The sequence below is a fragment of the Pasteurella sp. P03HT genome, assembly GCF_054052285.1.
Genome location: NZ_JBSIUM010000002.1, coordinates 46,181 through 61,351, shown reverse-complemented (window position 1 = coordinate 61,351; position 15,171 = coordinate 46,181). Strand labels below are relative to the sequence as shown.

The following is a 15,171-nucleotide window of genomic DNA, read 5'->3' as shown; positions in this document are numbered from 1 at the left end:
AAAACAGACCGCACTTTAGGCAATAAAAAAGCAGATCAAATGATCTGCTTTTTTGTTTTAATTGATTAAATTAGTTTTTTGCTTTTGCTGCTGCTTTTACGATCACGGCAAATGCTGGTGCTTTTAATGATGCGCCGCCAACTAATGCACCGTCGATATCTGGTTGAGTGAATAACTCAGCCGCATTTGCATCATTCACAGAACCACCGTATTGGATAATCACTTGATCAGCAACGGCTTGATCTTTCTTCGCAATGTGGCTACGGATAAAGGCGTGAACTGCTTGTGCTTGTGCTGGAGTGGCTGATTTGCCTGTACCGATTGCCCAAATTGGCTCGTATGCGATAACTGCTCCGTTAAATGCTTCAGCGCCTAATGTGTTTAACACAGCATCAATTTGACGTGCGCACACTTCTTCTGTTTTGCCCGCTTCGTTTTCTGCTTCGCTTTCACCGATACATAATACTGGCACTAAACCTGCTTGTTTTAACGCAGCGAATTTTTTCGCAATAAATTCATCGCTTTCTTTGTGGTAAGTACGACGCTCAGAGTGACCGATAATAATATATTTCGCACCAAAATCTTTTAACATTTCAGTTGAAATATCACCAGTGAATGCGCCTTGTACGTTTACGTCCACGTTTTGTGCACCCAACGCAATTTTATTGCCACAGTGACAACCACATTTAAGTGCGGCTTCTGCTTCGGCTAAATACATGACAGGTGGTGCAATTGCCACATCACAACCTTCAACTCCATCTAATTCTTTTTTTAAACCTTCGATTAATTCTTTAGTGAATGCTTTGCTACCGTTTAATTTCCAGTTACCCATAACTAAAGGACGACGTGCCATAATTTTTCTCCGTATTGAATTAATAAAAAATAACCGTATTACTATATCAAATTTTTGATTCGCTTCTGTTGATTTTGGGCAAATTTGAAAAATTTTTTTGAGAAAAGATGATTATTTTGTTTTAAAAAGATACAATCCACTGTATAAATTTGATAAAAAATATGCGACTTGAACCAAGATGAAAATTTTTAAAGCTGAACAATGGAACTTAGATAGTCTGCACCCCCTCTTCGAGCAATATCGTCTTGCTTGTGGTATGGCAGAGAATCCTGATCGGACATTGGCTTTTCTCACGAATCGTATCCGCTTTGGTGAAAGCATTTTTTTTATTGCCCTCGATGAAAAGCAGCATGCCCTAGGTTTTATTCAGCTTTACCCCCGTCTTTCTTCTCTGCAATTACAGCGCTATTGGCAATTAACGGATATTTTTGTGTTACCCCATTCCAATTATGCAGAAGTTTATGCGGCCCTTGTGGCAAAAGCCAAAGAATTTGTGCGCTACACCCAATCTACACGTTTAGTGGTTGAACAAGGACAACAGCAACAAACGATTTTAGAAGCCGAAGGTTTTAAAATCAATCCAAAGAAACGGATTTTTGAGTTGAGTTTATAATCAGCGTCGAGTTAGAGGGCAAACGTGGTTTGCCCTGAGTCAAGATTATGGTTTGGTTGTGGTGGTTTGAGTTTCATTTTGTTTTTCTGCAAAGAAGACACCACCCCATGTATATGCTATTCCACTGCCAATCATATACTTTTTATCTTTGTTGTCTTTAGCAGAGTTAATTAATTGTATATCAAATATACCTGCGTCGCCCTTTTCAATAAGAGAATTATCCTGTGTTGGAGTGATTACAAACTTTGTTTCTCCTTTTTCAGTGATAGTAAAGAGTGTTTTGTGATTGTTTTGATTTTCAGTTACAGAGCCAGTTATATGTCCATTGTTATAGTTTAAAGTGATGTCAGCATATTGAGCATCATATTTTTTGTCGCCCTCTGAGAAATTAGAATAAATAAAACTATTTTTACCTTTATACTGTGCTTTGAGATCTTTCAATTTATCTTTGTTAAGGTAATCATTATTTATACCATAAATCATTTGGATATCATTTTTTGTATTGTTATCATATCCATAAATCCGATATCCATAATATGCTAGCCCAATATTATTTTCCTGTATTAGCTTGAGTTTAAATTCTTTTTGTTCGTTATTATTTGTGTTCTCTCCAGTCGTTAGAGATATTTCAGTAAGTGCGCTATCTTTAGAGTTATTAGTTATATTATTTTTAGATATACCAATTTTATTTGGTTTTTCTTTATTTTTATAGCAGTAAATATAATTACACTGTTGACCAGTCCAATTGGAGTCATATGTTGAACTATCAATAGGAACTCTTTGTTCTTCAGCCGGATTTTTTTCAGGCGAGTATGCAGATGATTTATGATGACTACAAGCAGTAAATAACGTAGTTAGCCCAATCATGAAGCTAACGTGTAAAATCGATTTTTTCATGTGTTAAAGTCCTTTTTCTTTATCAAACAACACATTATTTCCTTAAATAATGTACCTGTATTTTACCTCTCTTTTTCAGCTTGTATATGCAAAGCGCGTGTGTTTGGTTAAATAGTAGCGGTTAGAAAGTGGATTGATGCTTATTTGTACGTGATGGGAAGTGATGATTGGGTGGAGAAAAACCAGAGGATGTTACTCGTAGTCATCATAGAAGGAATGATGAGGTCCCTCTAAGATTAAAGAGGGACTCCTGTATTTAATCAAAATCGAGCGCTAAACCAATGTCATGTAGTAAGCGTTTTTCTGCTTTAAGTTCGTTGTGTACTAGCGGCGTATGTTCTAAATAACTATCCGCAAAAGTCATATGCCAACGGCTCAAAGCACAGTCATCAATTTGGAGCAAGATGTGATCTGTTTTCTCAGTCGCTTGACGTGACTTATTTAATATCATGGCGAGGCGAAGTAAGCGAACCAGTGTCAAGACATCTTGTTCATGGTAGCGTGTAAATTTGCTTAAATCAGCTAATTTGAATAAATTAATTTGATAACGTACCAGTGTGGCTAATAAGCGTTGCTGCTCTTTATCAAATCCTGGTAATTCGATATTTTGCAGGATATAAGCAGAATGTTTTTGCATCCCTTTGTGATTAATCACAATACCGACTTCATGTAAGCGTGCTGCCCAACGTAAAATGTCACACATTTCTTCAGCGAGTTCAGGTTTTTGCCAGTATGAGTATTGCTTGCAAAGTAGGTTTACGCTTTGATAAACACGTTCCGCTTGCGCATGGTCAATTGCAAATTGCTCAGCAAGACCACAAGCAGTACGTTGACGAATGTTGGAGACTTGGAAATTTTTTTCTAAGCTGTACATGACACCTTCACGTAATGCACCGTCAGAATAGCGCATTTGTTGAATCCCAAAGGTCTCAAATACGGCACTTAAAATCGCTAAGCCAGGAACAAATACATCGGCGCGTTCTTCGATAAGCCCAGAGAGCTTTAATTCATCAAAGTGATGGCTTTGTAGCGTGCGTGCAATTAATTGATTAAGGCGTTCAGGAGTAATGAGTCCATTAGGATCCAGAGTTGACATAATCACTTGATGTACGGTTTTGATCGTACCAGAAGAACCGAGGACGACATCCCAGCCAAGATGGCGATACTCAAACGCTAAATCTTCAATTTTCATGAGCGCGGCATGGCGCGCTTGTTCGAAATGCTGTTTGTTAATTATGCCATCAGGAAAAAATTGTTTCGCAAAGCTGACACATCCCATGTGGCGACTTTCAGCAAGCAATGGCGTAAAATTTTCACCAATGATCATTTCTGTTGAACCACCGCCAATATCGATCACAAACTTTTTCCCCATTTCAGGTTGAGTATGCGATACGCCTGCATAAATGGTTTTTGCTTCTGTTTTCCCTGTAATGATATTGATAGGATAAGGGAAAACTGCTTTAGCTTGGCGTAAAAACTCATCATTGTTCACCGCACGACGTAAAGTATATGTGCCCACCACATTCACATTTTCTGGGTCAAACCCGTGTAACCGTTCTGCGAATAAGGCTAAACAATTTACTCCGCGAGTAATGGCAGCTTGGCTGAGAACATTATTTTCATCCAAGCCTTCCGCGAGTTGTACTTTTTGTTTTAAGCGTGACAGAATTTGGATTGAGCCATTCATAATACGAGCAACAATCATGTGAAAACTGTTTGACCCGAGATCGATGGCGGCAATTTCTCTTACTCCTGTTCGTGGTTGTGTTGAAAGTGCGGTCACTTTTGCCATCAAATTTTCGTTATTCATGTTTTCCCTTAAAATTCAAATTGATAAAGCACATCTACAGCTTGGGTGACACCTGAAACAGATTGTAAATAGAGTTTCGGAAGTAAACGATATCGGACTGTAAATTCGGCAAGTCCATCGAATAACCCTACCCCATATTTAACTTGTAAGCGAGGGGTAATATTACCGCTGACCACCACTTTTGAGCTGTCACCGACCCCTTGTGTGCCTAAATTGAGATCTTGGATACCAAAGGCTTGTCCCAGTCCTCCTACTACTTTTCCACTTTTCGCTAGTCCGAGTCCTAATAAGGCAGCACCAATTGAGCCTCCTGACCCAGCTTCTCCGCTGTTTTCGAGTGAGCGCCCTGTGAGGACATAAGAAAGGGCTTGATCTTGTGACATCGCTGGTTCTGAGAAGACTTTAATTTCAGGACTTTCAGCCAAGCCTAATACTTTAATACCCGCCACAATTCCCGCTGTGTCCATGGATTCTGGATTACGGATAGCTTCAATGTTCAGCATCGGTTGTGATGGTTGACCCGAGAAGCTGATCATGCCTTTACGAATTAATAAATCTTGACCGAAAGAGGCATAACGTCCATTGAGCAGATTAATTTGACCAAATAACCCAAGATTGCCTTTTTCTTGTCTGACACTGAGTAAACCACTGAGATGTGTTTTTAACCCATAAGCATTGAGGTAAACTTCTCTTTCAATATTAATTTTCAAGTCAGAAATAATTTCCATACCTGATTTGGTTTTCGCGGGTAAATTTGCGTTTAATTTAGGATGAGGTTTACCATCTAAAATCACTTCATCACGGCTGACGGATACCGCACTTTCAGGTAGACTTTCAATTTCAATTCTTGCCCATGGGATATCAATATTCCCTGACAATTCGAGACGTTTTGGACTGGCTTTAACTTCAATATTCGGGCTAATTTTCAATTTTGCCATAGACGGAATATCGACTTTAAATTGTTCAGCTTGCGCATGTAAGCGTGAGTTCCAGTTCGTTAAGTTTTGCCAGCTGGCATCGCCTTCTAAATTCAAACGGCTGTCTGGGGTTTGTAAGTACCCGCGTAGCGTTGAACCTGCACCATTGAAATTGAGGGTGAGTTCACCCTGACTAATATCAAAAGGCAGCGCTTTCATTTTGGCGCTTAAATTACTGAGATGGAATTCGCCATTGAGTAATGGTGCAGCTAAGGTTCCTCCAAATTTTAAGTCAGCCACAATATCACCATTCACGTTTTCATTATTCGAGAGCAATTGATTCACTAAATTGAGATTAAGTTGTCGAAGCGTGAGAGTGCCACCTAACTGACGAGTTTTCATTAAATCTTTAATGTTCAGATCAGTATTGATATTGCCTTTATCTTGGAGAGATAACTGGGATTTTAATGCCAAATCATTGTTTTTAAGCGCTGCAGTGACACTCAGTTTTGGTATGGCGAGCTTAAAGGTGCGGTAATCCATTTTATGTGCTAAGTGTAAATTTTCACCATTTAGCTGCAAATTGAGTTCAACAGGTTTATCTGTGAACCAAGCCACATCCCCTTGGCTTTGTAATTGGCCTGTCAGTAACTCTTGCTCAACAAACTGATTGATTAATGCTAAATTGAATTTTTTTAGATGAAATGGAATTGCCCCTGTTTTTCCTGCTTGGAAAGCCTGTGGGAAACAGAGTTCGATATTTGGATTTTGCCAACAATGTGCGCTGATTTCGGCTTGAATTTTGTTGTTGTCATAGGTCAGTGCAATGTTTTGATCTGTACGCCAATTGCCGACTTGTGACTGAATGGCAATTTGATTTAGCGAGCCTTGCCAAATTTGTGTGGCACGATCAAAATGCCCTTGAATATTCAATTTGGGGGCGATTGGTGAGCCTTGTGAGGTGAGCGTCAATTGGTGCGCAGGTTCATTTCCCTGTAAGCGTAACATAGCCTGATCCAGCTTAACGTCGCCATAATTGAATTTATCCAGTTGTAACGTCAACTCCCCCTGACTTTGATTGCTTAGATCGGTATGACCTTTTAACGTGATGTTATTCAAATTTAAGTCGTTAAATTGAATTCGTTCACCCGTAAGATCTACATCAAGAGCGGGTTGACTAATATTCCCTGTCAGTTTTACATTGCCTTGCAGACTCGCAGCTAAATTAGGCACTAAACCTCGTAAATCAGGTGCATTAATCGCTAAGTTAAGTTCAGATTCTTGACCAATAAATCCTTCAGCATGAAGATTGTTACGACCATAACTGAGTAACAATACGGGAGCTTTTAATGATGGGTTGCGTAAGCCAACATCAGCACCCAAACTCAATATGCCTTTCATCGCGAGTGGGCGATTTGATAAGGTGCCAGTTAAGTTTAATTCAGGGATATCAAAGAGAAGTACTTCATCGGTGATAAGTCCTGTTGAGAACACATTCCCTGACAGGATTGTTGGTAAGCCTGCAAGATATTCGCTCAAATTTAGTTGGTTAAGTTGTAAATCACTATACCATTGTACGCCATCTCGCCAACCAATTTTCCCTTGCATATCGGCACTGCCTTGCAGTGTATCAAGATGCAATTGTTCGATATCAACGGATTGTAATTCTCCTTTTGCTTGCAAATTCAACGTTGTTTTAGGAACGTTCATTCCTTCAGCAGAAGTCGCAAGCTGAAGCTGGTAATGAAATAAATCCCCATGTGTGTTGAAATGTAATTGTGGGATTTGAAACGGTTTGGCTTCTTCTTCACTAAAAGGATAGCGGAAGTCTTTGGCATCCAGAGTTAATTCAAAAGGCGTTTTTGCTTGATTTAAACCAACTTGCGCTGTTAAGGTCGCATGCAAAGCACCTGTTGTTTGCAGCGAAAGTGTGGTCTGTTTTTTCAGGTTTCCTGTTATACGTAATTGGATTTCACTCGCAGGTAGGAGAATGTCTTCATTATCCTGCTGTTCATGAATTTGACTATTTAACGTGAAGTCGATTGGGAACGCATCGTTCAGTTGTATTTGTCCGTGACTTTGTATATCCGCCACTGAGCTATTGATCGCTATTTGATGCAAATTAACCTGCTGTCCAATCGCATCAGCTTTCACATTGATATGGCTGATTTCAACTGCTTGTGTGTGTGTCTCATTGCGATGCTGGTAATGCCAACCTTTGCCTTGAATCTGGTTAAGATGAATGTCAAACGGTAAATCCACGCGTTCTAATTTTTCCAATAGTGGTGAGGCTAAACGCTCTTCAATTTTTGTCCAGTCAATAGGCATGCTTGGTTTTGCAGGACTATAAATTTGTTTTTCTTCTGGTTTTGATTGTGTTTTAACCTGTAACCCATCAATGAAAGTGGGATGTAGCGTTAAACCCGTTTCATTATTTAAGGTCGCAGCTGTTTGGAAATGGGCTAAATCAATCGTATTGTCATCAATCACAAGACGCAATTGATCAACGAATACTTGCTCAATGTTGAGTGATACGGGCAAGTGAATACGTTTCATACTTGTGTTGGACACAGGTTTGTCTTTAGCTGGCGGTAAGTTTGCAGTGTTGATTTGGATATGCGGTTTTTGCAGTGTCAAATCATTCAAGCAGAGAGTGATGTGCCATATACAGCCGAGATCGGCTTGTAAACGTGCTTGTTCTAAGTGTGTTTGAACGCCCGCGGATTCAAATCGTACATTTTTGAGAAGGAGTCCCTCTTGTAAGCCGCCTTCAACTTGTTCAATAGATAGATTATCTAAGGTCTTATCTACCAGTTTTATTGCCCAACGTTGTCCCGTATTTGTGGCGAGGATAAAGAATAATAAGGCGAAGACGAGGAAAAGTACCGCTGCCACCGTGTATAACAGCGTACGCCAACGTGTTTTTTTTGCATTGACGGGCTTATCTGGTGTGGTGCTATGTGTTTTCTCGACATCTTGCTGTTCAGTCATACGGCTTATCCATTTAAATCTACTGAATAATATTGGCGTGGGATACAGTTAGAGTTCTGCGCCTAGGCCAATATAAAATTGAATGTTTTTACTGTTATCTTTATCTCGTATCGGTGTGGCAACATCGAATTTTATCGCCCCAACAGGCGATGCCCAGCGTACCCCCATCCCTGCACCGTAACGTAATTCTTTTGTGGTAAATTGATTGGCGGCTAATCCTGTATCCGCAAAAGTCGCAACCCACCAATCTGGATACACTTGATATTGGTATTCCACACTTCCCGTTAATAATCGGGATCCCCCTACTAACTTATGATATTGATTTTTAGGGGCGATTTTTTTATAGCCATAGCCACGTACGCTTCGGTCCCCTCCCGCAAAGAAACGCAATGAAGGGGGAATGAGTTCGATATTTTTTGTATGTAGCCAGCCAAGCTCTAAACGAGTAACAACACGGTGGTTGCCTGAGTAAGTTCGTACCCAAAGGCTAGAACCTTGAATTTTGAAAAAGTCGACATCCGATAGCCACCAACTGCGTCCTAAATCTACGGTTAAATTTTGACTGTCGCCCCAACTTGGGAAAAGCCCACCTTGTAAACGCGTGCGGCGTACTGAGAAAGTTGGGTAAACGAGCATTTTTTTGTTTTTTACATTGGCTTGAATAAATGAATCATAACGTACACGTAAACCCAGTGAATGTTGCCAGCCCATTGCGTGATTCCAATAGCGAATGGCGGAGAAAGTCGATGCAAAGGACTCGGTGTCATTTTTCTTCTCGTTTTCTAACCCTGTTGATAATTCATAATAATAATTTAATGGATTTTTCAACAAGGGCATTTTGTACGTGGCTTCTAGCGTTTGTTTAGGCGCTGAAACATACAGATTGGTGCGGAAACTGTGCCCACGGTTATTGATCCATGGTTTGGTCCAACCAAGCTGTAAACGCGGTCCAACATCGGATGCCCAACCTAACCCTACTTCCATACTATTTTTTTTACGTGGTTGCAGTAAGACATCAATATTTACCACTTTATTGTCTTCATCTAAATTGGGTTGCAGCAATACAGAACTAAACCAGTTTGATGATGTATAGTTATTGGTCAATGTGGAGAGATCGTTAATTAAGTATGGGTCGCCCTGTTTAATATTGATCATATTACGGAGATAATCTTCGCGTATTTGTGCATTTTCAAATGTGACTTCGCCAAAATGGTAGCGTTCTCCACTGTCATACACTAAACGCCACCAAGCCTGTAAAGTCGATGGCATCACTTCAAGACGAGATACGATAAAATCTCCATCAAAGTAACCACGACTCAATGCTAATTTTTGGATACTATTTTTGTAATCATCATAGGTTTCATGATTGAGCACGGTATCTGGTTTCGGGACATTTTGACGTAACTTAGCAAATTCAGGATCTGTTTTGGCTTCCCCTTCAATCTTGATCTCCGTCTCAGCAATTTTGACGGGCTCACCGATTTTGACATGTGCAACTAATCTGTCTTTTTGGGCGGAAGGTTGAGGCGTCAGTTGAAAGGTGATTTGGCTGTTGTAGTAGCCATACGCGCGCAAGCCTTTATCAATGGCTTCTCGTACTAATTGTTTATAACGTTCTGAACCATCGGCTTCTTCAGCATCGATCATGGCGACATAAATACGGACGTTATCATTCAGTTGTGTATTTTTGATGCCCTGTATTTGTAGGTCAACATGTTGTGCAAAAGAAGGGGGGCTGAGAAACAAGGCACTCAATGTGACTAAGTGAGTGATAAGCCGTGCCTTTGTTTTGCTAAATAACTTCATACATTCCTCAAATTAAAAATTACTTTAGTGTACCTTTTAAGCAAAGCTTTTAGCAACGCAAAGTGCATGTGTTTTTTGAAAATTTTAGTAAATTTTTTGCAAAAAAAGCCAATTACAAAATGAACTGGCTTTTTTATCAAGAGACCCGTTATAAGCCTTTATGTTCAAAATAAAGTACCGTAGCGGCAACACGCGAGTGGACATTTAATTTACGTAATAAGTTACGAATATGAACTTTCACGGTTTCCTCTGAAATAAAGAGTTGGTTTGCAATTTGTTTATTAGATAAACCTGTTGCAATTAAACGCAATACATCCATTTCGCGTTCGGTCAAAGAATACATCGGATCGGTTGTGGTTTGGCGTTCAAGCAGTGCATCTTTAATGGAGTCACTTAAAATGACTTCCCCTTGTGCAATGCGCTTGATCTGACTTAATAACGCATCAGGTTCGGTGTCTTTTAATAAGTAACCATCAGCACCAGCATCGATTAATGTGAAAATATCACTTTTTAAATCTGAAACAGTTAAGATTAAAATACGTGCATCAATGCCTTCAGCACGCAATGCTTTTAATGTGTCTAATCCTGATAATCCTTTCATATTGAGATCGAGGATAATGAGATCAGGCTGTGTTTGTAAGGCTAATGTGATCCCTTCGCTGCCATTCCCCGCATCACCTACAACATCAAACTCTTCTGCTAATTCCATCAGTTGTATAATCCCTCGACGCATTAATGGATGATCGTCGATGATCAATACTTTTATTTTTTCTAACATAGTCTCCCCCAAGATGTTTATGACATCGCCAGCCTGCTGTGGAATGGTACAATTTTTACTCCATTCTCTTGTAATAATAGCTGATAAAATTGCGGATAATTAAAATCACGCTGTACGATTTTATACGGATTATTCTTTTCGTCCAAGCCAGAGGACTGATAAATATGATTAATCTCTAAGATCTTCTGTTCTTTTTGACCATCACAATTTCGATAGATTTCGATTCGATTGGCCTCATCTAAAATATAGACGTTATAGGAATGATCAGCATTATCCTCAAAGAAAAATTGTAAAAAGCCTTCACTCGCAAAATGATCAATTTCAGGTGGGTAAGTACGAGAGGGATCAATCAGTGCGATTTCTTTTTCTTCTATTTCCGTTTGAAGCGCGCGATTAAAGTCACTGGTTTCCACCAGTGCACTATTTTGGATTTCTTGTAGGCTAATACCTCGTTCTTCAAAGAAAAATTGCCAGTTTTTTCCTGCAACACGCAATAAATTATTTTGTGGTGGGAGGCTCGTTCCAATTTGAATACTAATACAACGGTTAATCAACGCAGTGACGATATTGCGTAGTGTTTTGCGATAACGTTGGCTGTAACAAAAAACTTGCACAAATTTCGGAGACGGTGCACCACGATGAATTTTATTGGAAAGCACTTTTAGGGCAAGTAAGATGGCATTTGCCCCTTCGAAATGTAACGTGCGTATTTCATTCCAGAAATTACGGTAAGTAATATCAATACTTCCTACTAAGCTTTCTTCTTTGGGACCGAAACTAAATAAATCACTTGGTTGAATGTGCGGTTTGTTTTGCGTAATTTTTTTAGTTGGATCAACGGTCAAATTGACAGCAACAATGAAACTTCGAATCGCACAAGAGTGTGCTAACTCTTCGTTAGTCGCGGACGATACTTGCGTGGTTGGGAAAGACAAACGTAAATCGGCTACAAAATTACGCAATGTGTTGAGCGAAACCGTTTGGCTAATGATATGTAAATCGGTGTTGACAGTTAAAATACGATTAAAATAAGCCCAAGCGACGAGCTTGTTTAGGCTTGTACTGTATTCAATATAACGTTTTTGTAGAAAACCATGTATGTCTGGCGTTTGGTTGACAACGTACCATCCATCTTTGAACTGCTTATTGTTTTTCACTTCAATGAACAGAAGATCTTTTTCTGATAGATTCATTGAGATTTGTGGGTTAAGTAGCGTAATTTTACCTGGGAGTTCTTCAAACGCGGTGTACAGTTTGCGGGTCAACACACTGATATCCTGCGGCATAATACTGGCATTTACTTTATGTTTGCGCGCAAAAGAGACAAGATTACGGTAACTTAACATTAAGAATTTAATTAAGCTATTGTGAGCTTTTTTGACTTGTTTAATTTTCCAATTGGTGCGCTGGTTCAGTTCTTGAGTCAATGTATCAGACCATTCCCATTCTTTCACTAATTTTTGTAAGGACTGTAGGCGCCAATTTTGTTGGTTTTGTGGATTTGCCCAGTTTATTCCTTCAGTGGCTTTTAAATACACGCTACGACGCACAAACCCTAAACGTTTTAATTCATTATGAGAGATTAAATAACGCGTAACGCGTTGTAGCATCGCGAGATAAGGATCGAAGTTATGTGAAGGATTAAGTTTGCCTGTTAATAGTTCTTCTTTAAATTCACGTGCAATGAGATAAGTGTTTGGATATTCTGAAGAATAGGTTTCAAGTAATAGGATTTTAATCACAGATTTATAAGGGGCATCAATACCTTTGTAAAGTTGCCACAAACTTGCCCCAAAATATTCATTCGCAGAGAATTGTCCTAATCCGCCAAAGTCAACCCAGTCTTGCAAATCAATTTGTTGTGTTAAGGCTAAACGCTCAACTTCACTTTCATAGCGTTCTTCTCGTTCAACAAGTAAATGTTGCCAGAGTAATGGTTTGCCAGCGAGTCGAATAGCTGAACGGTAAAACTCATCTAATAACAGCATATATTGTGCGGAGCCGCAGTTTTCTGCTGTTAAGGGTTCAGCGTAACGGAAGCAACGAAAACGCTGTTGATCCATTAAATAGAAGTTGACTTCAATACCAAATTGCATTGCCCAGGCTTCAATTAAGCTGGCTTTTTTCTGTAAAGCGTCTTTTTCTGCCTTACTTAATTCATCTCGGTGACATACCCATGTGTCCAAATCAGATTCCGCAGTTTGCGAAATAGAGGCAATACTGCCCATAACATAAACACCAAGAATCGGATTTCGGGTGCGATATGAAAATAAGGGCGTCAGTGGCGTATTGAGGTTTAAGCTAGGGACGGCTTGAGTCAGATAATGTTTTTGATACGGAGAGAGCACAAAGTCAGCGATGCCAGCGGGTGCGTCAGCAACGTAGCCTGGCACATTCGGATGGTTCACGTGTAACAGTAATGTAATCAGTTGAAAAACATGGCTAAATTCTTTTGAGGAACCTGATAATGCTCGTTCAATGCGCAGATTATCTAAATATTCAACTTTTTTCTTAGCGCTAAAAAGATCGTAATTCAAATAATATCTCACTTATTTATGCTGCGATGTGTTTGACGTGGCTACTCTAACATCTGGTCTAAATTAAAGCAAAAAATTTAAATGGAAACTGACATTTAAGCCGAACAGTGATAGGATATGAGCAAATTATTATGCCAAAAATGGTTGTGATGATGACGAATAAAAGGTTGAAAATCGCTACTCGCCAGAGCCCACTTGCATTGTGGCAAGCGAATTATGTAAAAGCACGTTTACAGCAACTTCATGCGAATTTGCAGGTTGAGCTTGTTCCAATGGTCACAAAAGGCGATGTGATTTTAGATACTCCCTTAGCTAAAATTGGTGGTAAAGGGCTTTTTGTCAAAGAACTTGAAAGTGCATTGCTCAATGGTAATGCCGACATCGCAGTCCATTCTATGAAAGATGTACCTATGCAATTTCCAGAGGGATTAGGTCTCGGGGTGATTTGCCAACGTGAAGATCCAAGGGATGCATTGGTTTCAAATTCTTACCGCACATTAATGGATCTTCCACAAGGCGCAGTAGTGGGTACATCAAGTCTACGCCGTCAATGTCAGTTAAAACAATTACGTCCTGATCTGCAAATCCGTTCATTACGTGGTAATGTAGGGACCCGTTTAAGTAAGCTAGATAAAGGTGAATATGATGCTATTATTCTGGCTTCAGCAGGATTAATTCGTTTAGGGTTGGCAGAGCGAATCACATCATTTATCGAAATCGAACAATTTTTACCCGCAGCAGGTCAAGGGGCGATAGGCATTGAATGTCGCACGGATGATGACATCGTCATGTCTCTACTCGCACCGCTAGCTGATGAAAAAACTACCTATTGTGTGCGTGCAGAGCGCGCGATGAATACACATTTACAGGGAGGGTGTCAGGTGCCGATTGCTGGGTATGCCGTAGTGGAACAAGGGCAACTGTATTTACGAGCGTTAGTTGGTGAGCCAGATGGTTCAACAATCATTCGTGCGGAAGGTAAAAGTGCGGTCAATCAGGCCGAAGTATTAGGGATTCAAATTGCAGAACAGCTTTTACAACAGGGTGCCGATACAATCTTGCAGAAACTTTATTCAGAATAAGGAAAGGAAGAATAAATATGGCTGTATTAGTGACTCGCCCCGATGTACGTGGCGCACAATTAGTTGATATGTTAATACAGGCAGGGGTATTTGCGATTCACTTGCCACTTTTTACGATCGAAACGGGTCGAGAGCTGAATGCATTGCCAAATAAATTTTTGCAGTTAAAAGCGGGTGATTATGTTTTTGCTGTCTCAAAACATGCCGTTGATTATGCTGTGCAAACATTTAAAAATACGGGATTTTCTTGGCGTCCAGAATTAACTTATCTTGCTGTGGGACAGCGGACTGCAGAGTATTTCGCCAGCGAAATTGAACAAGCCGTTTTTTATCCTTCGCAGCAAGAAAGCAGTGAGGGGCTGTTAGAATTGACCATGATGCAGGATTTAACTGACAAGCAAATTTTGATTTTACGTGGTAATTCGGGGCGTGAGTATTTTTCAGAACAAGCACAATTACGCGGCGCGAAGATTGATACAGTAGAGTGCTATCAGCGAGTACCAATCACGTATAATAATGTTGAACAAATTAGTATTTGTAAACGCGCAGGGATTCAAACTATCGTTGTAACTAGCGCAGAAATTTTGCAGTATTTGGTGGATTTTGTACCAGAAAGCGAACATAATTGGCTAAAAAGTTGTCAACTGGTCACAGTAAGTCAGCGCCTTGCCAATTTAGCAAAAAAATTAGGTTGGAGCGATATTGTTGTTTCACCGCGTGCAGATAATCAGCATTTATTACAAACATTATGTTTAAGCTGATTGGCTTGGGATTCTAATTATCATAAGGGAAATAAGTATTATGGCTGAAAATAAAATAACCTCTTCTGACACGAATGATGTACCAAAACATGAAAAAGGTACGTCAGAACAGAAAAAAAATGATGC

General features: G+C 39.8%; 10 protein-coding genes. 3 read left to right on the top strand and 7 right to left on the bottom strand.

The window, feature by feature from the left end; genetic code table 11:
- Positions 1-70: 70 nt before the first annotated feature.
- Positions 71-853: a triose-phosphate isomerase gene (tpiA, locus tag ACWIT3_RS02475; protein ID WP_457161238.1), complete on the bottom strand. Its 783-nt coding sequence runs from the start codon at positions 851-853 to the stop codon at positions 71-73.
- Positions 854-1,031: 178 nt separating this feature from the next.
- Here tpiA and ACWIT3_RS02470 point away from each other — a divergent pair, with 178 nt between their 5' ends.
- Complete coding sequence (locus ACWIT3_RS02470) at positions 1,032-1,466, top strand: GNAT family N-acetyltransferase (RefSeq protein ID WP_457161237.1); 435 nt, start codon at positions 1,032-1,034, stop codon at positions 1,464-1,466.
- Between the two features lie 45 nt (positions 1,467-1,511).
- On the opposite strand, the gene ACWIT3_RS02465 is transcribed toward ACWIT3_RS02470, so the two are convergent.
- From ACWIT3_RS02465 to ACWIT3_RS02440, 6 genes are all read right to left on the bottom strand, one after another.
- Positions 1,512-2,363 carry a hypothetical protein gene (locus ACWIT3_RS02465; RefSeq protein ID WP_457161236.1) on the bottom strand — a complete coding sequence of 284 codons (852 nt, stop codon included), beginning with the start codon at positions 2,361-2,363 and terminating at the stop codon, positions 1,512-1,514.
- 256 nt (positions 2,364-2,619) lie between these two features.
- Positions 2,620-4,173, bottom strand: coding sequence for an exopolyphosphatase (gene ppx, locus ACWIT3_RS02460; protein ID WP_457161235.1), 1,554 nt, complete (start codon positions 4,171-4,173; stop codon positions 2,620-2,622).
- An 8-nt stretch (positions 4,174-4,181) separates the two neighbouring features.
- Positions 4,182-8,081, bottom strand: coding sequence for an autotransporter assembly complex protein TamB (gene tamB, locus ACWIT3_RS02455; protein ID WP_457161234.1), 3,900 nt, complete (start codon positions 8,079-8,081; stop codon positions 4,182-4,184).
- A 48-nt stretch (positions 8,082-8,129) separates the two neighbouring features.
- The gene (tamA, locus tag ACWIT3_RS02450) at positions 8,130-9,887 is read right to left on the bottom strand and encodes an autotransporter assembly complex protein TamA (RefSeq protein WP_457161233.1); all 1,758 of its coding nucleotides are present in this window, start codon (positions 9,885-9,887) and stop codon (positions 8,130-8,132) included.
- Between the two features lie 148 nt (positions 9,888-10,035).
- Positions 10,036-10,665, bottom strand: a complete 630-nt coding sequence (locus ACWIT3_RS02445; RefSeq protein ID WP_457161232.1) for a response regulator — start codon at positions 10,663-10,665, stop codon at positions 10,036-10,038.
- 17 nt (positions 10,666-10,682) lie between these two features.
- A complete protein-coding gene (locus tag ACWIT3_RS02440; protein WP_457161231.1) occupies positions 10,683-13,202 on the bottom strand; it encodes a class I adenylate cyclase in 2,520 nt (839 codons plus the stop codon).
- A 152-nt stretch (positions 13,203-13,354) separates the two neighbouring features.
- Between ACWIT3_RS02440 and hemC the strand changes: the two genes are divergently transcribed.
- Together hemC and ACWIT3_RS02430 are read left to right on the top strand one after the other, a co-directional pair.
- Complete coding sequence (gene hemC / locus ACWIT3_RS02435) at positions 13,355-14,284, top strand: hydroxymethylbilane synthase (protein ID WP_457161392.1); 930 nt, start codon at positions 13,355-13,357, stop codon at positions 14,282-14,284.
- A gap of 17 nt (positions 14,285-14,301) precedes the next feature.
- Positions 14,302-15,045, top strand: a complete 744-nt coding sequence (locus tag ACWIT3_RS02430; RefSeq protein WP_457161230.1) for a uroporphyrinogen-III synthase — start codon at positions 14,302-14,304, stop codon at positions 15,043-15,045.
- Positions 15,046-15,171: the final 126 nt, after the last annotated feature.

Excerpts from the sequence above, each read along its gene's own strand:
- tpiA (WP_457161238.1), bottom strand. The coding sequence starts at position 853 with ATGGCACGTCGTCCTTTAGTTATGGGTAACTGGAAATTAAACGGTAGC.
- ACWIT3_RS02470 (WP_457161237.1), top strand. The coding sequence starts at position 1,032 with ATGAAAATTTTTAAAGCTGAACAATGGAACTTAGATAGTCTGCACCCC.
- ACWIT3_RS02465 (WP_457161236.1), bottom strand. The coding sequence starts at position 2,363 with ATGAAAAAATCGATTTTACACGTTAGCTTCATGATTGGGCTAACTACG.
- ppx (WP_457161235.1), bottom strand. The coding sequence starts at position 4,173 with ATGAATAACGAAAATTTGATGGCAAAAGTGACCGCACTTTCAACACAA.
- tamB (WP_457161234.1), bottom strand. The coding sequence starts at position 8,081 with ATGACTGAACAGCAAGATGTCGAGAAAACACATAGCACCACACCAGAT.
- tamA (WP_457161233.1), bottom strand. The coding sequence starts at position 9,887 with ATGAAGTTATTTAGCAAAACAAAGGCACGGCTTATCACTCACTTAGTC.
- ACWIT3_RS02445 (WP_457161232.1), bottom strand. The coding sequence starts at position 10,665 with ATGTTAGAAAAAATAAAAGTATTGATCATCGACGATCATCCATTAATG.
- hemC (WP_457161392.1), top strand. The coding sequence starts at position 13,355 with ATGACGAATAAAAGGTTGAAAATCGCTACTCGCCAGAGCCCACTTGCA.
- ACWIT3_RS02430 (WP_457161230.1), top strand. The coding sequence starts at position 14,302 with ATGGCTGTATTAGTGACTCGCCCCGATGTACGTGGCGCACAATTAGTT.